Origin of the sequence: Lysobacter lycopersici, from assembly GCF_007556775.1 — a bacterium.
GTDB classification, from domain to species: domain Bacteria; phylum Pseudomonadota; class Gammaproteobacteria; order Xanthomonadales; family Xanthomonadaceae; genus Pseudoluteimonas; species Pseudoluteimonas lycopersici.
The window spans coordinates 2,424,071-2,443,849 of record NZ_CP041742.1 but is presented as its reverse complement, the minus strand read 5'-3'; the positions used below and the strand labels follow the sequence as shown (position 1 = coordinate 2,443,849).

Genomic DNA, 19,779 nt, shown 5'->3' with positions numbered 1-19,779 from the left:
GTTCGCGCTCGTTCGAACGCCGCGCGCGCAAGCGCGTGGCCGGGCTCGCTTCTGACAGACGAATGTCTGTCCAATCCTTCCACGACAATGCTGGGGAGAACGTGGTGGGCCGTGAAGGATTCGAACCTTCGACCAAAAGATTAAAAGTCTTCTGCTCTACCGACTGAGCTAACGGCCCACGGGGACGCGAATTCTAGCGGTAACGCGTGGGATCGGCCACGCCGGCCTCGGCGAAGCCCTGCGCGCGCAGGCGGCAGGCGTCGCAATGGCCGCAGGCGCGGCCGTCGGCATCGGCCTGGTAGCACGACACCGTCTGCGAGAAATCCACGCCCAGGCGCAGGCCCTCGCGCACGATGTCGGCCTTGGACATGCGCATCAGCGGCGCGTGCACGCGGAAGCGGCTGCCTTCCACGCCGGCCTTGGTCGCGAGGTTGGCGAGCGCCTCGAAACCGGCGATGAATTCCGGCCGGCAATCCGGATAGCCGGAATAGTCGACCGCGTTCACGCCGCAGAACAGGTCGGTGGCGCCCAGCACCTCGGCCCAGCCCAGCGCCACCGACAGCATGATGGTGTTGCGCGCGGGCACGTAGGTCGAGGGAATGCCCTGCCCGATCACGTGGCCATCGTCGTCGGTCGGAACGTCGATGTCGTCCGTCAGCGCCGATCCGCCGATGCTGCGCAGGTCCACGTGCACGGTCTTGTGCGCGACCGCGCCGAGCGCCGTCGAAACGCGATCCGCGGCGTCGAGTTCGGAGGTGTGGCGCTGGCCGTAGCGCACGCTGAGCGCATGCACGTCGTAACCCGCTTCGCGGGCGATGGCGAGCACCACCGCGGAATCCATGCCGCCGGAGACGAGCACGACAGCCGGCTTGTGCGCGCTCATCGGCCCGGTTCCTCGCCCCACAGGATCTTGTGCAATTGCAGTTGGAACCGCACCGGCAATTTTTCCTCGACGATCCAGTCCGCGAGTTCGCGCGGCGACACCTGCGCGTGGCTGGGCGAGAACAGCACGTCGCAGGTTTCGTGCAGGCGGTGTTCGGACACCACGTCTTTCGCCCAGTCGAAATCGGCGCGCGAACAGATGACGAACTTCACCTGGTCGCGTGCGGTGAGTAGCGGCAAGTTGGACCACAGGTTGCGCCCGGCTTCGCCCGAGCCCGGGGTCTTGATGTCGAGCACGCGCGAGACGCGCGCATCGACGCCGTCGATGTCGATGGCGCCGGAAGTTTCCAGCGACACGCTGTAGCCGGCTTCGCAAAGTTTCGACAGCAACGCGATGCAACGCTTCTGCGCCAGCGGTTCGCCGCCGGTGACGCATACATGGCGCGCGCCGTGGCGCGCGACTTCGGCGAGGATGGCGTCGATCTCCCACCACTGCCCGCCGTGGAAGGCGTAGGCCGTATCGCAGTACTGGCAGCGCAACGGGCAACCGGTGAGGCGCACGAACACCGTCGGCCAGCCGGCGTCGCGGGCCTCGCCCTGCAGCGACAGGAAGACTTCGGTGATTTTGAGCCGGTCTTGCGGCTTCGCGACCGCCGATGCGGCGGCCGCATCGGGGGCGACGACGTTCATGCGCCCATTTTACGGGCTTGGATCAGCGCGCGCGCGCGAGCCGAATCGCCTGCAACCGATCCGCGGCCGTTGCCGCGGCATCGCTGCCCGGGTACTGCTGCTGGACCGCGGTGAGCGTGGCTTCGGCGGCGTCGTACTGTTTCGCGCCGTATTGCGAGAGGCCGAGCTTGAGCAGCGCCGCGGAAGCCTTGTCGTGGGTCGGGTAACGCTGCAGCAGGGCCTGGAACTGCTGCTGCGCGAGCTCGTAGTTCTGGGTGACGTAGTAACTCTCGCCCAACCAATACAACGCGTTCGGCGCGTAGGTGCCGTCCGGGTATTGCGCGAGGAAGGCCTGGAATTGCCGCGCCGAGTCCACGTACTGGCCGGACTTGAGCGTGTCGAACGCGGCCTGGTAGGCGCTGCGCTCGTCGCCGGTCGCGGCCAGCGCGCCACGATCGCCGTGCACGCTCGGCGGGCGATCCACGGGGGCGGGTACGGCGGGCGTCTTCGCGGTCGCCGACGGCGGCGTGGCCGATGCGCCGCCTTCGAGCCGCTGCAGACGGCCGTCGACGTCGAGGTACAGGTTCTTGTTCGACTCGCGTTCCTGCTCCAGCTGTTGCTGCAGCTGTTCCATGTCGCCGCGCAGGGACTGCACTTCCGCACGCAAGGCGGCGATCTGGTTCAGCAGTTCCACGTTGCCCTGCCCGCTGTTGGCCGAGGCCTGCTCGAGCGCGGAAACGCGGTCGGCGAGGCTGGCGCGTTGCGCCGCGAATGCGGGAGCGGCGGCCACGAGGGCCGCCGCCACGGCTGCGATGAAAACGCGCTTCGCCATCACTTCGCCGTGTACACGATCTCGACGCGACGGTTCTGCGACCAGCAGCCTTCGTTCGATTCGTTGCAGACCGGGCGTTCCTCGCCGTAGCTGACCACGGTGATCTGGCTGGCGGAGCCTCCATTGGCCTGCAGCGCGGAGGACACCGCGTTGCCGCGACGCTCGCCCAGGCCCATGTTGTATTCGCGGCTGCCGCGCTCGTCGGCGTTGCCTTCCAGGGTCATGCGCGCATCCGGGCGGTCGCGCAGGTACTTGGCGTGGCAGGCCATCGCCGCCTGGAAGTCGGGCTTGATCGCGTCCTGGTCGAGGTCGAAGTACACCACGCGCTGGCGCAGGCAGGCATCGGTATCGAGGTCGGCCGGGGTGTAGGCGCCCGGGGCAACCGGGGACGTGACCGGGGCGGTGCCCACGCCGGTGTCGACCGGGGGCGTTTCCTTCACCTTCTTGGAACAGGCAGCCGCGGCGGCGCACATCAGGGCGACGGTCAGGATGCGGGTGGTGGTGTTCATGCGTTTCTCCTCGTCGGGTTGGCACTGCGAATAACGGACGCGGCCCGCCATACGGGCCACGCGGGAAACATCAGCGTTGCTGGCGGAACGGACCCCAGGCCGGTTCGCGCGCGCCCTGCACCAGTTGCTGGCGAACGCGTCCGTCGGCGGAGACCACGAACACGCCGCCACGCGCGGCGTACAGCAGCATCGCACCATTCGGGGCGAAGCTGGGCGCTTCGTCCTGCGAACCGGGCGACAGCTTCGTCCACTGCGGCGAACCCAGGCTGCGGTCGAGCAGCGCGACGCGGTAATCGTTGCCGGCGCCCTGCAGCACCGCGATCTTCTTGCCGTCGGCCGACACCGTCGGGCTGGCGTTGTAGCTGCCCTGGAAGGTGACGCGGCTGGCGCCGCCGCCGCTCGCCGGGGCCTGGTAGATCTGCGGGCGACCGCCGCGGTCGGAGGTGAAATAGATGGTGCTGCCGTCGGCACTGAAGGTCGGCTCGGTATCGATGCCCATCTGGTCGGTGATGCGCGTGAGCGCGCGGCTGCCGAGGTCCATCACGTAGATGTCGGGATTGCCGTTCTTCGACAAACTCATCGCCAGCCGGCGTCCATCTGGCGAGAAGCTCGGTGCGCCGTTGATGCCGCGGAACGCGGTTACCGCTTCGCGCGCGCCGGTGGACAGGTTCTGCACGTAGATCGCCGAATTGCCGCTTTCGAAGCTGACGTAGGCGAGCTTGCTTCCGTCCGGGCTCCACGCCGGCGACAGCAGCGGCTGGTTGGAACGAACGACGGTATTGGGATTCGCGCCATCGGAATCGGCGACCACCAGGGTGTAGCTGGTATTGCGGCCCAGCCCGCTGGCGGTGACGTAGGCCATGCGCGTCCAGAACGCGCCGCGCACGCCGAGGATCTTTTCGTAGATGGCGTCGGCGATCTGGTGGGCGACGTCGCGCGAAGGCGGGGCGGACAACGCGAAGCCGAGCAGTCGCTGCTGTTTCGCCACGTCGAACAGTTCATATTCGATCCGGTTGGCATCGACCACGCGGCCGACGACGAGGAAATCCTGCTTCGCCGCCGACCACGCGGGGAACTGCACCTCGCCACCCTGGGTCGGCGGCGCGGCCGGGGCCGAGATCGCGCGGATAGCGGTCTCGGGCATGGCGCGGAACTGGCCGCTGCGGTCGAGGTCGGCGCGAATGATCGCGGCGATGTCGGTGCCGCCCGCGGTTCCGCCGAACGGGGCGACCGCGATCGGCAACGCCGAAGCCTGCCCGCCGACAATGTCCAGCTTCAGCGGGCCATCGTTCTGCGCGGCCGCGGCGAGCGGCCACGCGGCCAGGCAGGCCAGCACCCAGGCGGCGATGGTGCGTGGAATCCGGGACATGCAGGCCCTCCCTGGGCGGATCGCGTCGTATGTGAACAGGTTGGCCGTTACGGGCTTGAGAAAGATGAACGGAACGCGACCGGCGGCTATTCAGTTGTCCTCGGCCTGGAAATGGAGTTCCAGTTGGCGCTTGAACACGGATTCGAATCCCGCGTACGGCAAGGGTTGCGCCTTCAGTACCGCCGCCTCGACCGAGCGCTTGCCGAGCGCGTCGTACGGACAGGAAGGGCTGACCTGCACATCGATCACCTTGCCGCCCGGCAACTGGGTGATGTTGATCACGCAACGCGCACTCAGCGGCACGTTGTCCGGGCGCGTCCAGTTGCTGCGGATGGCTTGCGTGAGTGCCGCGGCGTACCGCGCCTTCAAGCCATTGTCGGCATCGGGATTGCCCGGTGGCGGACTGGCGCTCGCCGCCGCATCCGAGGCCTGCTGCGCCTTCCAGTCGGCGAGTTGTTGCAGGCGCGCGGCGGCCTGGTCGGCAGCGCGCTTGGCGAGCGCCCGCTGGGCCTTGACCTGCTCCAGCCGCGCGAGGATCTCGCGCTGCTTCTGCTGCTGTTCCTGCTTCTGCCGCTCCTGCTCGTCGAGGTCGACCTGCTGCTGGCGCTGCTTGGCTTCCTGCTCGCGCAAGCGCGTGTCGGGCGAAACCGCGTCGCGCCGCACTTCCTCCTGGTCGACGGCATCGGGTTCCGGCAACTGCTCCTGGGCCCGAGGCTGCGGCGGGGGCGGCGTTTCCTCCGGCAACGGTTCGGGCAAGGATTTTTCCTCCGGCGTCGGCGGCGGTGGCGGCGGTTTCACTGCCTCCCGCTTCAGCGCGCGCTGCAACGACGGCGACAGCGCGTTCGCATCGATCACCTCGGCCTGGACCGGCACGCCCCAGCTTTCCTGCGGCGCGCCCTGGCGCGTCCACCAGAGGCCGAAATACATCAGCGCGAACAGCAGCGCGTGCAGCGCCAGCGCATAGACGAACGCCCGGGTGGTGTCGGCGCGGGTTTCCCTCACTTCGCGGCCGTCCCCACCGGCTGGCTCATCAACCCGACCTTGTCCACGCCCGCGTTCTGCAGCAGCGCCATCGCGTCGAGCACGACTTCGTAGTTGGCCTCGCGGTCGCCGGCGACGAACACCGGCAGGTCGGGGTTGTTCGCCACCAGCGTCTTCACCTTCGCCTGGAGCATGTCGGCCGGCAGTTCCTGCGGCTGCCCGCCCTGCACGATCAGCGCGTAGCGGCCGTCGCGGTCGACGCGCACGATGACCGGATCCTTGCGGTCCTGGATCGATTTCGCGTTCGACTGCGGCAGGGACACGTCGACGCCGAGGTTGAGCAGCGGCGCGGTGACCATGAAGATGATCAGAAGCACCAGCATCACGTCGATGTAGGGCACGACGTTGATGTCGGCCTTGAGCCGGCGCTTGCGGCCGCGGCGCGAGGAAGCGGTCGTCGCCATCGCGGCTTACTCCTCGAGGTGCGCCTGGCGCTGCAGGATCGAGGAGAACTCCTCGGAGAACGCGTCGTAGCGCGTGGAGATGCGGTCGACCTTGGTCGCGAAGCGGTTGTAGGCCCACACCGCGGGGATCGCCGCGAACAGGCCCATCGCGGTCGCGACCAGCGCTTCGGAAATGCCCGGCGCGACCGTCGCGATCGTCGCTTCCTTGACGTTCGCCAGGCCCTGGAACGACACCATGATCCCCCACACCGTGCCGAACAGGCCGACGTAGGGGCTGATCGAACCGACGTTGGCGAGGAACTCGAGGTTGTGCTCGAGCCCGTCGAGTTCGCGCGAGGCGGTGGCGCGCATCGCGCGTTGCGCGCCTTCGAGCTGGGCGCGGGAATCCACGCCGCGGCGCTGGCGCACGCGGTTGAATTCGCGGAAACCGGCTTCGAAGATCGCCTCGAGGCCGCCGACATCGCGGCTACGCTCGGTGGCGCCGGCATAGAGCTTGGACAGCTCCGAACCGGACCAGAAGCGTTCCTCGAAACGCTCCGCTTCGCGCTCGGCGCGCCCGAGCACGCTGCGCTTGCGGAAGATGATCAGCCACGAGGCGATGGACGCGAGCAGCAGCAACAGCATTACCAGCTGCACCGGCAGGCTGGCATGCAGCACCAGTTGCAGGAAATCGATGTGGCCTGCGCCAGCCACCGTCGCGGCGTGGTTCGCCGCATCGCCCAGTGCGTCGGCGCTCGCGGCCACCGATTCTGGCAGCGGTTCGGGATTGGCCTGCAGCGCGAGTACGAGGGTCATGCGTGGCTCCGGGGAATGACAAGGGGTTCGAGCGCCGCGAACAGCGGCGCGGGAATCGCGCGTGGGCGGAACGTCGGCGCATCCAGCGCCGCGACCCGCACCTCGGCGTCGAGCAACAACGCATCGCCGCGCTTGATCGATTGCGCCAGCACCAGGCTCGCGCGCCGGCATTCGCGCAGTTCGACCGTGACGTCGAGCAGGTCGTCCAACCGCGCGGGCGCGCGGAAATCGATCCGCATCGCCCGCACCGCGAACACCAGACCGTGGACGTCGCGCAGGAGTTCCTGCCCGTTCCCCAATGCGCGCATCCATTCGCTGCGCGCGCGCTCGAGGAAGGCCAGGTACTGCGCGTGGTAGACCACGCCGCCGGCGTCGGTATCCTCCCAATACACGCGTGTCGGCCAACTGAACACGGGTTCAGCCGCCGCTTGCATCGTCGGCGAACAGGCCGTCGGGCGGCGCGGGCTTCAATCCGAGCAGCAACCATGCCTTGCGCGTGGCCATGCGCCCGCGCGCGGTGCGCGCGAGGAAGCCCTGCTGGATCAGGTAGGGTTCGACCACGTCCTCGAGCGTGCCGCGTTCCTCGCCCAGTGCCGCGGCCAGCGATTCGATCCCGACCGGGCCGCCGTCGAACTGCTCGACGACGAGGCGCAGCAGGCGCCGGTCGAGTTCGTCGAAGCCTTCCGCGTCGACCTTGAGCATCGCCATCGCCGCATCGGCGACCTCGCGCTCGATGCGCCCGCCGGCGCGCACCTGGGCGTAATCGCGCGCGCGCCGCAACAACCGGTTGGCGATGCGCGGGGTGCCGCGCGAACGCCGCGCGATTTCGTCCGCGCCTTCGGCTTCGCAAGCTATGCCGAGGATGCGCGCAGAGCGCCGCACGATCTGCGCGAGTTCGTTCGCGTCGTAGAATTCCAGCCGCTGCACGATGCCGAAGCGGTCGCGCAGCGGCGCGGTGAGCAGGCCCGCGCGCGTGGTCGCGCCGACCAGGGTGAACGGCGGCAGGTCGAGCTTGATCGAGCGCGCGGCCGGGCCCTCGCCGATCATGATGTCGATCTGGAAATCCTCCATCGCCGGATACAGGATTTCCTCGACCACCGGCGAAAGGCGGTGGATCTCGTCGACGAACAGCACGTCGTGCGGCTGCAGGTTGGTGAGCAGCGCGGCAAGGTCGCCGGCCTTCTCGATCACCGGGCCCGATGTCTGCCGCAGGTTGACCCCGAGCTCGTTGGCGATGACGTGCGCGAGCGTGGTCTTGCCCAGCCCCGGGGGACCGAAGATCAGCACGTGGTCGAGCGCCTCGGCGCGGCGGCGCGCGGCCTCGATGTACACGCCGAGCTGCTCGCGCACCGGGCGCTGGCCGAGGTAGTCGTCGAGCCGCTTCGGCCGGATGCTGGCCTCGACGACTTCGTCTTCGCGGGTGGCGTCGGCGCCGACGATGCGGGATTCGTCCATGCCGGGATTATCGCCCGGGACTGTCATCCTGAGGCGAAGCCGAAGGACCTGTTTTTGCTTTCTTCGCCATTCCGCTGGAAAGCAGGTCCTTCGGCTTCGCCTCAGGATGACATCAGATCGCGACCTGCGCCCCGAGTTCCACCAGGCGGTTGCCGGGGATGCGGAAGAAGCCGGTGGCCGGCGCCGCGTTGCGGTGCATGACCGCGAACAGCTTGTCGCGCCACGCGGCCATGCCGCTGTGGCGGCGGCTGGCGACGATGGTCTCGCGGCTGGCGAAGTAGGTCGTGTCCATCGGGTTGAAGGTGAGCTCGCACTGGTCGCAGGTGCGCATCAGCGCCAGCGGCACGTCCGGCGTTTCCATGAAGCCGAAGCGCAGCACGACGCGGTAGAAGTCCTCGCCGCTGATGTTGCCGATCGACATCCGCTTCTCCGGCGGTGCGTAGGGCACGTTCAGCGTGTCCACCGTGAGGATGACGTTGTGCTCGTGCAGCACCTTGTTGTGCTTGAGGTTGTGCAGCAGCGCCTGCGGCACCACGCCCTTGTCCGCGGTCAGGAACACCGCCGTGCCGGGCACGCGCGCCGGCGGAGCCAGCATCAACCCGGGCAGGAAGCTGTCGAGCTGGATGCCTTCCTTGCGCACTTCCTCGTGCAGCAGCTCGCGGCCGCGGCGCCAGGTGCGCAGCACGGTGAACACCACCAGCCCCAGCACCACCGGGAACCAGGCACCGTCGAAGAACTTGGCGCCGTTGGCGACGAGGAAGCCGATGTCGATGACCACGACCACCGCGCACACCGGCAGCACCCACAGCCGCGCCCGCGGCCAGGTGGCACGGGCGAGCAGCGCCAGCAACAGGGTGTCGATCAGCATCGTGCCGGACACCGACACGCCGTAGGCCGAGGCCAGGTTGGTCGAGCTGCGGAAGGTCAGCACCAGCACGATCACCAGCACCATCAGCAGCCAGTTGATGCCCGGGATGTAGATCTGGCCGATGGTGTCGCGCGAGGTGTGGCGGACCTGCATGCGCGGGATGTAGCCGAGCTGCATCGCCTGCCGCGCCACCGAGAACGCGCCGGTGATGACGGCTTGCGAGGCGATCACCGCGGCCAGCGTCGCCAGCACCGTCATCGGCCACTGCGCCCAGTCCGGCACGCCGATGAAGAACGGGTTCGACACCGCCTGCGGGTTCTCCAGCACCAGCGCGCCCTGCCCCATGTAGTTCAGCATCAGCGCGGGCAGCACCACCGTGTACCAGGCATAGCGGATCGGCAGCTTGCCGAAATGGCCCATGTCCGCGTACAGCGCCTCGCCGCCGGTGACCGCCAGCACCACCGCGCCGAGGATGAAGATGCCGTGCCAGCCGTGGGCGATGAAGAACTTCACGCCCCACCACGGGTTCAGCGCATGCACCACTTCCGGGTAATGGCCGATGTTGAGCGCGCCGATCGCCGCAATCGACAGGAACCACAGCAGCGTCACCGGCCCGAACACGCGCCCCACCTTCTCGGTGCCGAAGCGCTGCGTGAAGAACAGCACGACCAGGATCGCCACCGACAGCGGCACGATGAACTTCTCGAGGTGCGGCGCGACGACCTCGATGCCCTCGACCGCGCCCAGTACCGACACCGCCGGGGTGATCACGCCGTCGCCGAAGAACAGCGACGCGCCGAAGATGCCGAGGATGCCGACCGCATAGGCGCCGCGCCCGCCCTTGGGCAAGGTGCGCTGGGCCAGCGTCATCAGCGCCATGATGCCGCCCTCGCCCTCGTTGTCGGCGCGCATGATGATGACGACGTACTTCAGCGTCACCATGATCATCAGCGCCCAGAAGATCAGCGACAGCAGGCCGAGCACGTCGGCGTGGCTGGTCGGATCCAGCCCGTAATGCGCCAGGAACGCTTCCTTGAGCGTGTACAGCGGGCTGGTGCCGATGTCGCCGAACACCACGCCGATGGCACCGACGATGAGGCCGGCGAGGCCGACCTTGCCCTGGCCATGCCCGTGGTGGGCGTCGTGGCCGTGCTTGCTGGTGGCGGAAGCGGTCTTCATCGGGACGGGTGGCTCAACGGAGCGCGGACTGTAGCGCCTTGCGGATGATGGTTTCGGCTGCGTCGCCTTCACTTCGCGCGGCGCGGGCCATGCGTTCGGCCTCGGCGGGCTTGTAGCCCAGCGCCTGCAGCGCGGTCGTGGCTTCGGACAGCGGATCGCCGGGCGATCCGATGGAGCCGACGACCGCACCGGCACCGAGGTCCGCGGCGCGGTCGCGCAATTCCACCACCATGCGTTCGGCGGTCTTCTTGCCGATGCCGGGAATGCGGGTGAGCGCGGCCACGTCGGAGGTCTGCACCAGCCGTGCGAATTCGCCGACGCTCACGCCGGACAGCACCGCCAGCGCGATCTTCGCGCCGATGCCGCTGACCTTCTGCACGTCGCGGAACAGGCGGCGCTCGGCTTCGGTCAGGAAGCCGTACAGCGACACGCTGTCTTCCTTCTGCGCGTAATGGGTGAACAGGAACACCTCGTGACCCGTGTCCGGCAGGTCGTAGAAGGTGCTCATCGGCGCTTCGAGTTCGTAACCGACGCCGTGCACGTCGACCACCAGCCACGGCGGCGACTTGTGGATCAGGACGCCTTTGAGTCTGCCGATCACGGACAATTCTCCATGCCGAGACGATTTTTCAAGCCGTCATTCCCGCGAAAGCGGGAATCCCGTTTTTGAATTTCGCTTTTTGGCGGCAAAACAAAAGCAAAGGCTGGATTCCCGCTTTCGCGGGAATGACGAGCAAAAGCGATCATCTCCGCCCCCAGGCGGTACGCGCATCCACGCCGAGCCGGTTCGCGCTGGCGCGCACATGCGCATGCGTGATCGCGACCGCGAGCGCGTCGGCGGCGTCAGCCTGCAATTTTCCCTGCAGGTTCAGCATCAGCCCGACCATGTGCTGCACCTGCGCCTTGTCCGCGCCGCCGGTGCCGACCACCGCGAGCTTGACCTGGCGCGCGGCGTATTCGCTGACCGGCAAATCACGCGCGACGCAGGCACCGATCGCCGCGCCGCGGGCCTGCCCGAGCTTGAGCGCGCTCATCGCGTTGTTGGAGAGGAACACTTCCTCGATCGCGACTTCGTCCGGGCGGTATTCCTCGACCAGCGCCCACAGGCCGTCGAGCAATTTTCGCAAGCGCAACGGGAACGATTCCGCGCCCAGCAGCACCAGCGGCTGGTGGTGGACATGGCGCATCGAACCATCCGGCGCGACATCGATGATGCCGACGCCGGTGCGTTGCGAGCCGGGGTCGATCCCCAGGATCCTGGTCATGATGGGCTGCCTGCGCGATTACGCGGAGGCGCCGTCCCCGGGTTCGGCGTTGGAATACACGTTCTGCACGTCGTCCATGTCTTCGAGCCACGCGAGCAGCTTCTGCACCTGCTCGGCGGTTTCGCCATCGACCGGGGAATCGTTGTCGGCGCGCATCGTGACTTCGGCGAAACCCGGCGCGAGGCCCGCGGCTTCCATCGCCGATTTCACTTCGGCGAAGGCCTCGGGCGAGGTGAGCACGTCGATCGCGCCGTCTTCCGGATACACCACCACGTCGTCGGCACCGGCCTCGATCGCGGCTTCGGTGATCTTGTCCTCGTCCGCGCCGGCGTCGTAACTGAGCACGCCGAGCTTCTTGAACATGAACGCGACCGAGCCTTCGGTACCCATGTTGCCGCCGAACTTGGTGAACGCGTGGCGCACGTCGGCGACGGTGCGGACCTTGTTGTCGGTGAGGCAGTCGACGATCACCGCGACGCCGCCGGGCGCGTAGCCTTCGTAGCGGATTTCCTCGTAGGTCACGCCTTCGAGTTCGCCGGTGGCCTTCTTGATCGCGCGCTCGATCACGTCCTTGGACATGTTCACCGCGAGGCCCTTGTCGATGGCGCTGCGCAAGCGCGGGTTGCCCGCCGGATCGCCGCCGCCGGCGCGCGCCGCGACCGAGATCTCGCGGATCACCTTGGTGAAGATCTTGCCGCGCTGCGCGTCGACCGCGTTCTTGCGCGCTTCGATGGAAGGACCGCGTCCCATGCGTTTTTCGTCAATGTCCCCGGAAGGGGCGGATTATACGACCCGGGATTCGACGCCGGACTCGAAATCGCGGTCGAAGTGACCCTCGCGCAGGAATGCCACCGCCTGGCGAACGGCCGGGTCCGAGAACAGCAGGCCGCTGTGGCTGGCGCGCAGCACGACGTGGTCGGCGAGGCCGGGCAAGCGGGTTTCGGCCACCGCCACGCTGCCGTCGTGTTCACCGTCGAAGTGCGCGACGAAACCGCCCAGTCCGTGCGGCACGCAGCCGGCGATGGCGCCGACCTCGATGCCCTCGGGAACATGGTCCACGCCGGATTCAAGCAGCGCGCGATTGTGCCCGACCAGTTGCGCCCCGGCCGGCAACTTCGCCGCGATGCTCGCGGCGGCGCTGCTTCCGGCCAGCGGCGAGCCAAGGCAGACGATGCGGCCGATCCCGTCCGCGCCGGCGTGTTCCGCCGCGCGCAACGCGAGCAGGCCGCCGAGGCTGTGCGCGAGTACGTGCGTGCGCGGGCGCTCGCGCAGCGCGTCGGCGAGGCGCGAGACCACCGCATCGGTGTCCTGCAGCAGGCTGAAATATTCGAAGGTGCGCGGCTCGAAACCGCGGCTGCGCAGGCGCGTGGCCAGCCAGCGCATGGTGATGCCGCGCATCCACAAGCCATGCACCAGCAGGACGGGCTCGTTCGCGGCCGATTCGATCATGCATCGCGCGGCAGGCGCCGGAACATGAATTCGCGGTCGCGCTGTTCGCCCACGGGGAATTCGTATTCGCCGGCAAATTCGAAACCGTGGCGCGCGTAGAAGCGCTGCGCGCCGTGGTTCTCCGACCACACGCTGATCCATAGCGGGCGCGGGCCGTCGCGCTCCAACCATTGCATCGCCGCATCCATCAGCGCGCGACCGACGCCGCCGTTCTGTTCGGACTGGCGCAGGTAGAGACGCTTCAGTTCGCCGTCGCCGTGACGCACGTCCGCGTGCGGCAATCCGCATGGCCCGGCCTGCGCGTAACCGATCGCGTTGCCGTCGCGTTCGGCGATCCATAGCGCGTAATCCGGATTCGCCAGCGTCTTCGCATACGCATCCGGCGAATGGCTTTCGCCGAGGAAGGCCTGCAGATCCGCTGCCGAATACAGATGGCCGAAGGTCTCGACGAAGGTGGACGTGCCCAACTCCACCAGCACGGCGACGTCGTCGGGCACCGCGCGGCGGATGGTGGCGGTCACGCCTTGTCCGCACCCTTCTCGCGCACCTGCACATGCACCTCGGCCAATTGCTTGTCCGGCACCGGCGATGGCGCGCCGGTCATCAGGCATTGCGCGGTGGTGGTCTTGGGGAACGCGATGACGTCGCGGATCGACTCGGTTCCGGCCATCAGCGCGGCGATGCGGTCGATGCCGAAGGCGATGCCGCCGTGCGGCGGCGCGCCGTACTTGAGTGCGTCGAGCAGGAAGCCGAACTTGCCCTCCGCTTCCTCCGCGCCGATGCCGAGCAGTTCGAACACCGCGCTCTGCATGGCCGAGTTGTGGATGCGGATCGAACCGCCTCCGATCTCGTTGCCGTTGAGCACCATGTCGTAGCCGCGTGAAACCGCGGTCTTCGCGTTCGTGCGCAGGTCGGCGATGGAATCGACCGCGGGCGCGGTGAAGGGATGGTGCAGCGCGACGTAGCGCTGCTCCTCGTCGTCCCATTCGAACATCGGGAAATCGGTGATCCAGAGCGGCTTCCAGCCGTCCTGCACGAGGTTGAAGTCCTTGCCGGCCTTGAGCCGTAGCGCGCCCATGGAATCACTGACGGTCTTGTAGTTGCCCGCGCCGAAAAAGGCGATGTCGCCGTTGCGCAGGCCGACCGCGTCGAGCAGCGCCTTGAACGCGTCCTCGGCGAAGAATTTCTGGATCGGCGAATTCACCGCGCCAGCGTCGTCGATCTTCGCGTAGGCCAGGCCCTTGGCGCCGAACTTCGCGGCGTGCGCGGCGTATTCGTCGATCTGCTTGCGCGAGAGCGACGCGCCGCCGGGGATGCGCAGCGCGGCGACGCGGCCGTCCGGGTCGTTCGCGGCGGCGGTGAACGCCGCGAATTCGCAGTTCTTCACCAGTTCGGCGACATCGACGAGTTCCAGGCCGATGCGCAGGTCCGGCTTGTCCGAGCCGTAGCGGCGCATCGCCTCGGCCCAGGTCATGCGCGGGAAAGTCGCATCGAGCTCGACTCCCATCACTTCGCGGAACACGTCGCGGACCATCGCCTCGACCGTGTCCTGCACGATCTTCTCGTCGACCCACGCGAATTCCATGTCGAGCTGGGTGAATTCGAGCTGGCGGTCGGCGCGCAGGGCTTCGTCGCGGAAGCAGCGCGCGATCTGGTAGTAGCGGTCGAAGCCCGCCATCATCAGGATCTGCTTGAACAACTGCGGCGACTGCGGCAGCGCGTAGAACTCGCCTTCGTGCATGCGTGCCGGCACCAGGAAGTCGCGCGCGCCCTCGGGCGTGGCCTTGGTCAGGATCGGCGTCTCGATGTCCTGGAAGCCGCGCGCGTCCAGCCACGCGCGCAAGGCGCTGACCAGTTTCGTGCGCGTGCGCATCTTGCGCTGCATGTCCGGCGTGCGCAGGTCGAGGTAGCGGTACTTGAGGCGGATGTCCTCGCCCGGGTTCTCGTGCGCGTGGAACGGCAGCGGCTCGGCCTTGTTGAGGACTTCGATCTTTTCGGCGACGACTTCGACCTGGCCGGTATGGATCTTTGGGTTCGGGTTCTGGCGGCGACGCACGGTGCCGGTGATGCGCAGGCAGTCCTCGTAGCCCACCTTCGCCGCGGCTTCGACCACGTCGCGACCGCCGTCGCCGTCCGACGGCTCGGCCACCACCTGCACGATGCCCTCGTGGTCGCGCAGGTCGATGAAGACGAAATGGCCCATGTTGCGGGCGACATCGGCCCATCCGCACAGGGTGACGGTCTGGCCGACCAGGGCCTCGTCGACGAGGCCGCAGAAATGGGTACGCATCAGGACTCCGGGGAAGGGGCGCGCGGCGCGGATCGCGGGCGCCGCGGACACGCCATTTTAACGGTGCCGGGGCCTAATTTGCCCCGAACGGCGGGCCGGGGATGCCTTTGGCCGTGAACAACAAGCTTCCGAAGGGGATCGCCATGCATCGTCCGTCGCTGTTCGCCGCGTTCGTCGTCCTCGCCTTCGGGCTCGCCACGTCAGCGATCCTGCCGCCAGCGCATGCCCAACCCGCTACCCGCGCCTATGCGCCGGAACAGTTGTGGACCTTGACCACGGCGGAGCAGACCCGGGTGATCTCGCTCGAATATTCGGAACAATCCGGCGGCCGCCGCATTCCCGCCGACCAGCTGCGCTTCTACCTCGACCAGGTGCGGCTGTCGCGCTGGACCTACAGCCGGGTGAGGCAGGACATCGCGCAATCGCTCGCCGGCAACAACGGCGGCTGGCCGCCGCCCGGTTCCGGGAACACCGTGCGTTGCGAGAGCACCGATAACCGCACCCGCACCTGCAATACGCCATGGCAGGTGCGCTCGCAACTGGTTCGGCAACTGTCGGACACGCGCTGCATCGAAGGCCAGAGCTACTATTCGGGCCGCGGCCAGGTCACGGTAATGAACGGCTGCCGAGGCGAATTCGCCGCCGGTGCCTGGAGCGGCGTCACCCACGAGGTCCGTTGCGAAAGCACCGATAACCGTTACCGCGAATGCGCGGCGGGCGGTTTCGGCAACGTGGCCCTGCAGCGACAGCTGTCCGACACCCGCTGCATCCGCGATTCCAACTGGGGCACGCGCGGGGACGCGATTTGGGTGAACCGTGGTTGCCGCGGCGTGTTCCTGGTCGGGACGGGCGCGGGGAGCGGTTACAACGTGAGCTGTTCCAGCACCTCGAATCGCCCGACGTCGTGCGCCTGGAACGCCATGTACGGACGGCCCTACCTGCAACGCCAGCTCTCGTCCACGCCTTGCCGCGAAGGCGGCAACTGGTGGTACGCGAACGGCAGGATCACGGTGCAGAACGGCTGTCGCGGCCTGTTCGGCGCGCGCTGAGGCGCGTTCTCAGCCCGCGTCGCCGGATGCCGGTTTCGACGCGGGCTTGGGCGCTTCGGCCGGCTTGTCGGCCTTGGGTTTGGCGGCCGATGCCGCATCCGGCTTGGCCTCGGCGGGCTTCGCATCCCCGCCATCGCCGGCGAGGTTGCGCTTGCCGTCCTTCTTGAAATCGGTCTCGTACCAGCCGCCGCCGGCGAGGCGGAACTGCGGCGCGGTCAGGCGCCGATGCACGGTGCCTTGCGCGCCGCAGGCCGGGCAGGTGTCGGGGTCGGCGTCGGACAGCTTCTGCAGCTTGTCGAACAGGTGGCCGCAGTTGTTGCAGGCGAAGGCGTAGATCGGCATCGGCGTCGCAGCGTCTGGAATCCCGCCATTCTGGGGCCACTGGCCGCACGTTCAAGCCGAACGCGTTAAGGTCGGGCAATCCCACTGCACGAGAACCGCCATGTCGACCAGCCCGCGTTCCGTCATCGCCGCCCTGCTCGTCGCGCTCGGCCTGCTCGGCGCCGGCTGGTTCGCCGCGCAGGGCATGTCGAAACTGCGCACCGCCGACCGCTACGTCACGGTCAAGGGTTCGGCGGAAAAGCTGGTCGACGCCGACCTCGCGGTGTGGCCGATCACCTTCACCGTCAACGGCAACGACCTCGCCACTGTGCAGGCGGGGATTACCCGCAATGCCGGCATCGTGCGCGACTTCCTGACCAAGGCCGGCTTCGGCGCGAACGAAATCACCACCTCGCCGACGCGCGTGGAAGATCGCTGGGCCTACAGTTACGGCAGCGACCGCCCGCCGGAACGCTACCGCGCGACGTCCAGCGTGACCCTGCGCACCGAAAAGGTGAAGCAGGCCTTGCCGGTGATTTCGCGCAGCGGCGAACTGCTCAACGCCGGCGTCCTGATCACCGAAGGCAGCGACCCGCAGTACGACTTCCAGGCGCTGCAATCGATCAAGCCGGCGCTGATCGCCGAAGCCACGGCGAATGCGCGCAAGGCCGCCGAGCAGTTCGCCAAGGATTCGGGTTCCACCGTGGCCGGCATCCGCACCGCCAACCAGGGCGCGATCGACATCAGCGACCGCGACCAGACCAGCCCGTTCATCAAGAACGTGCGCGTGGTGACGACGATCGAATACTTCCTGAAGGACTGATGCCGTGCACGCTCGCACGGCCGCCGTCTTGCTTGCCGTGCTGGCATGGGCGGCGCTGCTGCTGCAGCTGTTCCTCTCGCTCGGCAGCGATCGCGGCATGTTGCGCGGGCTGTCGATGTTTCTCGCCTACTTCACCGTACTCACCAACTTGCTGGTGGCGACGGTCGCGACGTTCGCCGCGATGCGTGCCGATGGCGGCATCGAGCTGCGCTGGCGCGGCTGCGCGGTGACCGCGATCGCGCTGGTCGGCCTCGGTTACCACCTGCTGTTGCGCGGCGAGGACATCCCGCCGGGGCCGCATTCGCTGGCGAACATCCTCCTGCATTACGCCGTGCCGACGGCGGCATTGCTGTGGTGGATCGCGTTTCCGCCGCGAAATCGCATCGCCGCCAGCGCGCCATGGTCGTGGCTGGCGTGGCCCGCGATCTATGCGGCGTACGCGCTGGCGCGCGGCGCGGCGAGCGGGTTCTATCCCTATCCTTTCATCGATGTGCCGGCGCTGGGTTTGCCGCGCGTGTTGCTCAACGTCGCCGGACTGGGAGTCGCCTTCCTGCTCGCAGGCCATGCGTTGCGTGCGTTCGCGAACCGACGCACGAAGGCCGTGGCTCAGGCCTCGTAAAGCGCGAGCAGTTCGCCTTCGGCTTCTTCGAGTTCGGAACGGATCTGCATTTGCGTGCGGCCGAGGTCGGCGACGCGGCCGGCATCGGCGTACACCGCGGGATCGGTCATCTGCGCCTCGCATTCGGCCAGCTTTTCCTCCAGACGCGCGACCCGCGCTTCCGCTTTCTGCAATTTGTGCGGATTGATTTTCGCTTTTGGCGCCGCCGCGGCTTGCGGCTTCGACGATTCCGGTTCGCGCTTCGGTGACGCATCCTTCGCCGAGGATTTCGACTCGCCCGTCGCCGGGCGCGAACGCAGCCACGCCGCGTATTCGTCGAGGTCGCCGGCGAAGGGTTCGACCACGCCATCGTGCACGCGCCAGAACTGGTCGCTGACCAGGCCGATCAGGTGCCGGTCGTGCGAAACCATGACGATGGCGCCGTCGAAATCGCTGAGCGCCTCGGCCAGCGCTTCGCGCATGTCGAGGTCGAGGTGATTGGTCGGTTCGTCGAGCAGCAGCAGGTTCGGGCGGCGATACGCGATCAGCGCCAGCGCGAGCCGCGCCTTCTCGCCGCCGCTGAAGGTGTCGATGACCTCGAACGCGCGGTCGCCGGGGAACTGCCACTTGCCGAGGAAATCGCGCAACTCCTGGTTCTGCACGTCGGGCGCGAGCTTGCGCAGGTGGTCGAGCGGCGTGGTGCCGGCGACCAGCGATTCCACCGTGTGCTGGGCGAAGTAGCCGATGCGCAGGTCCGGATGCGCCTTGCGTTCGCCCGCCATGGTCACGAGTTCGCCGACGAGTGTCTTGACCAGCGTCGACTTGCCCGCGCCGTTCGGCCCGAGCAGGCCGATGCGGTCGCCGGCCTCGAGGCCGAAGTTGACGCCATGGAGGATCACTGTGGGAGCGGCTTTAGCCGCGACGCTTTCACTCATTGCCGGCGGGGCTGAAGCCCCTACCACAACAGCTGGATACCCCGCATCCGCGTCGTGCAGCGAGAGCAAGGACGTCGGCAGCCGCAACGGTTCCGGGAAATCGATGTGCAGCGCGCGTTCGGCGCGCACCGCCTCGGTGCCGGCGAGTTTCGCGAGGCGCTTCATCCGCGACTGCGCCTGCTTCGCCTTGCTGGCCTTGGCCTTGAAGCGGTCGATGAACTTCTGCAGGTGCGCGCGTTCGGCCTGTTCCTTCTCGTGCGCGATCTGCTGCAGGCGCAAGTGTTCGGCGCGCTGGCGTTCGAAATCGGTGTAACCGCCGGCGTACAGCTTCGCCCTGCCCTCGTGCAGGTGCAGCGTATGCGTGGTGACGTTGTCGAGGAACTCGCGGTCGTGCGAGATCACCAGCAGCGTGCCGGGATAGCGCTTCAGCCATTCCTCCAGCCACACCACCGCGTCGAGGTCGAGGTGGTTGGTGGGTTCGTCGAGCAGCAACAGATCCGACGGCGTCATCAGCGCACGCGCGACATTCAAGCGCACGCGCCAGCCGCCAGAGAAATCGGAAACGGGCTTCGCATGCGTATCCGCGGGGAAACCGAGCCCGTGCAGCAGCTTGCCCGCGCGCGCGGAGGCGTCGTAGCCGTTGAGTTCTTCCAGACGGTGGTGCGCTTCGGCGACGGCTTCCCAGTCCTCGGCGGCGAAGGCATTGGCCTCGGCCTGCACCGCGGCGTGCACGGCGGCATCCCCGGACAACACGAAGTCGATGGCCGGATCCGGCAGGTGTGGGGTTTCCTGCGCGACCGAGGCGATGCGCGCCTTGCCCGGCAGGTCGATATCGCCCTTGTCGGGCTCGATTTCGCCCATCAGCGCGGCGAACAGCGAGGATTTGCCGGCGCCGTTGCGGCCGACCACGCCCACGCGATGGCCGGCGTGCAGGGCCAGGTCGACGTCGGACAGCAGCAGGCGTTCGCCCCGGCGCAGGGCGAAATTGCGGAAGGAAATCATGCGGCGATTTTACCGGCTTCCGGCGCCGCGACCCCGATTAGAAT

22 protein-coding genes, 1 tRNA gene and 1 pseudogene are annotated in these 19,779 nt (G+C 67.8%); 3 read left to right on the top strand and 21 right to left on the bottom strand.

What is annotated here, in order from left to right; translation table 11 throughout:
- Window positions 1-102: 102 nt before the first annotated feature.
- The 18 genes from FNZ56_RS12050 to aspS form a co-directional block, all read right to left on the bottom strand.
- Window positions 103-178 (bottom strand) — tRNA-Lys (locus FNZ56_RS12050).
- Window positions 179-193: 15 nt separating this feature from the next.
- Window positions 194-883, bottom strand: a complete 690-nt coding sequence (gene queC, locus FNZ56_RS12045; protein ID WP_143880069.1) for a 7-cyano-7-deazaguanine synthase QueC — start codon at window positions 881-883, stop codon at window positions 194-196.
- Complete coding sequence (gene queE, locus FNZ56_RS12040) at window positions 880-1,572, bottom strand: 7-carboxy-7-deazaguanine synthase QueE (RefSeq protein ID WP_143880068.1); 693 nt, start codon at window positions 1,570-1,572, stop codon at window positions 880-882. The genes queC and queE overlap by 4 nt, the downstream gene beginning before the upstream one ends.
- Before the next feature lie 22 nt (window positions 1,573-1,594).
- Window positions 1,595-2,383: a tol-pal system protein YbgF gene (gene ybgF, locus FNZ56_RS12035; protein ID WP_143880067.1), complete on the bottom strand. Its 789-nt coding sequence runs from the start codon at window positions 2,381-2,383 to the stop codon at window positions 1,595-1,597.
- On the bottom strand, window positions 2,383-2,892 hold the full coding sequence (gene pal, locus FNZ56_RS12030; RefSeq protein ID WP_143880066.1) for a peptidoglycan-associated lipoprotein Pal: 510 nt from the start codon (window positions 2,890-2,892) through the stop codon (window positions 2,383-2,385). The genes ybgF and pal overlap by 1 nt, the downstream gene beginning before the upstream one ends.
- A gap of 70 nt (window positions 2,893-2,962) precedes the next feature.
- Window positions 2,963-4,261: a Tol-Pal system beta propeller repeat protein TolB gene (gene tolB, locus FNZ56_RS12025; RefSeq protein WP_143880065.1), complete on the bottom strand. Its 1,299-nt coding sequence runs from the start codon at window positions 4,259-4,261 to the stop codon at window positions 2,963-2,965.
- A 90-nt stretch (window positions 4,262-4,351) separates the two neighbouring features.
- Entirely contained in the window at window positions 4,352-5,263 is a 912-nt protein-coding gene (locus tag FNZ56_RS12020) for a TonB C-terminal domain-containing protein (RefSeq protein ID WP_246064605.1), read from the bottom strand.
- Window positions 5,260-5,706, bottom strand: coding sequence for a protein TolR (tolR, locus tag FNZ56_RS12015; protein WP_143880064.1), 447 nt, complete (start codon window positions 5,704-5,706; stop codon window positions 5,260-5,262). Before tolR ends, FNZ56_RS12020 begins: the two co-directional genes overlap by 4 nt.
- A 6-nt stretch (window positions 5,707-5,712) precedes the next feature.
- Window positions 5,713-6,501: a protein TolQ gene (tolQ, locus tag FNZ56_RS12010; RefSeq protein WP_143880063.1), complete on the bottom strand. Its 789-nt coding sequence runs from the start codon at window positions 6,499-6,501 to the stop codon at window positions 5,713-5,715.
- On the bottom strand, window positions 6,498-6,935 hold the full coding sequence (ybgC, locus tag FNZ56_RS12005; RefSeq protein ID WP_143880062.1) for a tol-pal system-associated acyl-CoA thioesterase: 438 nt from the start codon (window positions 6,933-6,935) through the stop codon (window positions 6,498-6,500). Before ybgC ends, tolQ begins: the two co-directional genes overlap by 4 nt.
- On the bottom strand, window positions 6,919-7,956 hold the full coding sequence (gene ruvB, locus FNZ56_RS12000; RefSeq protein WP_143880061.1) for a Holliday junction branch migration DNA helicase RuvB: 1,038 nt from the start codon (window positions 7,954-7,956) through the stop codon (window positions 6,919-6,921). The genes ybgC and ruvB overlap by 17 nt, the downstream gene beginning before the upstream one ends.
- Window positions 7,957-8,068: 112 nt before the next feature.
- Window positions 8,069-10,003: a potassium transporter Kup gene (locus FNZ56_RS11995; protein WP_143880060.1), complete on the bottom strand. Its 1,935-nt coding sequence runs from the start codon at window positions 10,001-10,003 to the stop codon at window positions 8,069-8,071.
- Between the two features lie 13 nt (window positions 10,004-10,016).
- Window positions 10,017-10,604, bottom strand: a complete 588-nt coding sequence (ruvA, locus tag FNZ56_RS11990; RefSeq protein WP_143880059.1) for a Holliday junction branch migration protein RuvA — start codon at window positions 10,602-10,604, stop codon at window positions 10,017-10,019.
- Between the two features lie 142 nt (window positions 10,605-10,746).
- On the bottom strand, window positions 10,747-11,268 hold the full coding sequence (ruvC, locus tag FNZ56_RS11985; protein WP_143880058.1) for a crossover junction endodeoxyribonuclease RuvC: 522 nt from the start codon (window positions 11,266-11,268) through the stop codon (window positions 10,747-10,749).
- Between the two features lie 18 nt (window positions 11,269-11,286).
- The gene (locus FNZ56_RS11980) at window positions 11,287-12,018 is read right to left on the bottom strand and encodes a YebC/PmpR family DNA-binding transcriptional regulator (RefSeq protein WP_143880057.1); all 732 of its coding nucleotides are present in this window, start codon (window positions 12,016-12,018) and stop codon (window positions 11,287-11,289) included.
- Between the two features lie 33 nt (window positions 12,019-12,051).
- On the bottom strand, window positions 12,052-12,717 hold the full coding sequence (locus tag FNZ56_RS11975; RefSeq protein ID WP_143880056.1) for an esterase/lipase family protein: 666 nt from the start codon (window positions 12,715-12,717) through the stop codon (window positions 12,052-12,054).
- On the bottom strand, window positions 12,714-13,238 hold the full coding sequence (locus tag FNZ56_RS11970) for a GNAT family N-acetyltransferase (protein ID WP_407070495.1): 525 nt from the start codon (window positions 13,236-13,238) through the stop codon (window positions 12,714-12,716). Before FNZ56_RS11970 ends, FNZ56_RS11975 begins: the two co-directional genes overlap by 4 nt.
- A complete protein-coding gene (gene aspS / locus FNZ56_RS11965) occupies window positions 13,235-15,007 on the bottom strand; it encodes an aspartate--tRNA ligase (RefSeq protein ID WP_143880054.1) in 1,773 nt (590 codons plus the stop codon). Before aspS ends, FNZ56_RS11970 begins: the two co-directional genes overlap by 4 nt.
- 143 nt (window positions 15,008-15,150) lie before the next feature.
- Here aspS and FNZ56_RS11960 point away from each other — a divergent pair, with 143 nt between their 5' ends.
- Complete coding sequence (locus FNZ56_RS11960) at window positions 15,151-16,056, top strand: DUF3011 domain-containing protein (protein WP_143880053.1); 906 nt, start codon at window positions 15,151-15,153, stop codon at window positions 16,054-16,056.
- Window positions 16,057-16,065: 9 nt separating this feature from the next.
- On the opposite strand, the gene FNZ56_RS11955 is transcribed toward FNZ56_RS11960, so the two are convergent.
- Window positions 16,066-16,398 (bottom strand): FmdB family zinc ribbon protein, encoded by a 333-nt coding sequence (locus FNZ56_RS11955; RefSeq protein WP_143880052.1) that lies wholly within the window; start codon window positions 16,396-16,398, stop codon window positions 16,066-16,068.
- Window positions 16,399-16,498: 100 nt separating this feature from the next.
- Between FNZ56_RS11955 and FNZ56_RS11950 the strand changes: the two genes are divergently transcribed.
- Both FNZ56_RS11950 and FNZ56_RS11945 read left to right on the top strand, forming a co-directional pair.
- Window positions 16,499-17,200 carry an SIMPL domain-containing protein gene (locus FNZ56_RS11950; RefSeq protein ID WP_143880051.1) on the top strand — a complete coding sequence of 234 codons (702 nt, stop codon included), beginning with the start codon at window positions 16,499-16,501 and terminating at the stop codon, window positions 17,198-17,200.
- Between the two features lie 4 nt (window positions 17,201-17,204).
- Window positions 17,205-17,819: a Pr6Pr family membrane protein gene (locus tag FNZ56_RS11945; RefSeq protein WP_143880050.1), complete on the top strand. Its 615-nt coding sequence runs from the start codon at window positions 17,205-17,207 to the stop codon at window positions 17,817-17,819.
- Here the strand turns inward: FNZ56_RS11945 and FNZ56_RS13090 are convergent.
- Window positions 17,807-17,992, bottom strand: coding sequence for an ABC transporter C-terminal domain-containing protein (locus tag FNZ56_RS13090; protein WP_425571090.1), 186 nt, complete (start codon window positions 17,990-17,992; stop codon window positions 17,807-17,809). The genes FNZ56_RS11945 and FNZ56_RS13090 overlap by 13 nt on opposite strands.
- Window positions 17,993-18,093: 101 nt before the next feature.
- Window positions 18,094-19,735: pseudogene (gene abc-f, locus FNZ56_RS11940) on the bottom strand (ribosomal protection-like ABC-F family protein); the annotation flags it as partial.
- Window positions 19,736-19,779: the final 44 nt, after the last annotated feature.

Coding starts and splice junctions, on each gene's coding strand:
- queC (WP_143880069.1), bottom strand. CDS start 883: ATGAGCGCGCACAAGCCGGCTGTCGTGCTCGTCTCCGGCGGCATGGAT.
- queE (WP_143880068.1), bottom strand. CDS start 1,572: ATGAACGTCGTCGCCCCCGATGCGGCCGCCGCATCGGCGGTCGCGAAG.
- ybgF (WP_143880067.1), bottom strand. CDS start 2,383: ATGGCGAAGCGCGTTTTCATCGCAGCCGTGGCGGCGGCCCTCGTGGCC.
- pal (WP_143880066.1), bottom strand. CDS start 2,892: ATGAACACCACCACCCGCATCCTGACCGTCGCCCTGATGTGCGCCGCC.
- tolB (WP_143880065.1), bottom strand. CDS start 4,261: ATGTCCCGGATTCCACGCACCATCGCCGCCTGGGTGCTGGCCTGCCTG.
- tolR (WP_143880064.1), bottom strand. CDS start 5,706: ATGGCGACGACCGCTTCCTCGCGCCGCGGCCGCAAGCGCCGGCTCAAG.
- tolQ (WP_143880063.1), bottom strand. CDS start 6,501: ATGACCCTCGTACTCGCGCTGCAGGCCAATCCCGAACCGCTGCCAGAA.
- ybgC (WP_143880062.1), bottom strand. CDS start 6,935: ATGCAAGCGGCGGCTGAACCCGTGTTCAGTTGGCCGACACGCGTGTAT.
- ruvB (WP_143880061.1), bottom strand. CDS start 7,956: ATGGACGAATCCCGCATCGTCGGCGCCGACGCCACCCGCGAAGACGAA.
- FNZ56_RS11995 (WP_143880060.1), bottom strand. CDS start 10,003: ATGAAGACCGCTTCCGCCACCAGCAAGCACGGCCACGACGCCCACCAC.
- ruvC (WP_143880058.1), bottom strand. CDS start 11,268: ATGACCAGGATCCTGGGGATCGACCCCGGCTCGCAACGCACCGGCGTC.
- FNZ56_RS11980 (WP_143880057.1), bottom strand. CDS start 12,018: ATGGGACGCGGTCCTTCCATCGAAGCGCGCAAGAACGCGGTCGACGCG.
- FNZ56_RS11975 (WP_143880056.1), bottom strand. CDS start 12,717: ATGATCGAATCGGCCGCGAACGAGCCCGTCCTGCTGGTGCATGGCTTG.
- aspS (WP_143880054.1), bottom strand. CDS start 15,007: ATGCGTACCCATTTCTGCGGCCTCGTCGACGAGGCCCTGGTCGGCCAG.
- FNZ56_RS11960 (WP_143880053.1), top strand. CDS start 15,151: ATGCATCGTCCGTCGCTGTTCGCCGCGTTCGTCGTCCTCGCCTTCGGG.
- FNZ56_RS11955 (WP_143880052.1), bottom strand. CDS start 16,398: ATGCCGATCTACGCCTTCGCCTGCAACAACTGCGGCCACCTGTTCGAC.
- FNZ56_RS11950 (WP_143880051.1), top strand. CDS start 16,499: ATGTCGACCAGCCCGCGTTCCGTCATCGCCGCCCTGCTCGTCGCGCTC.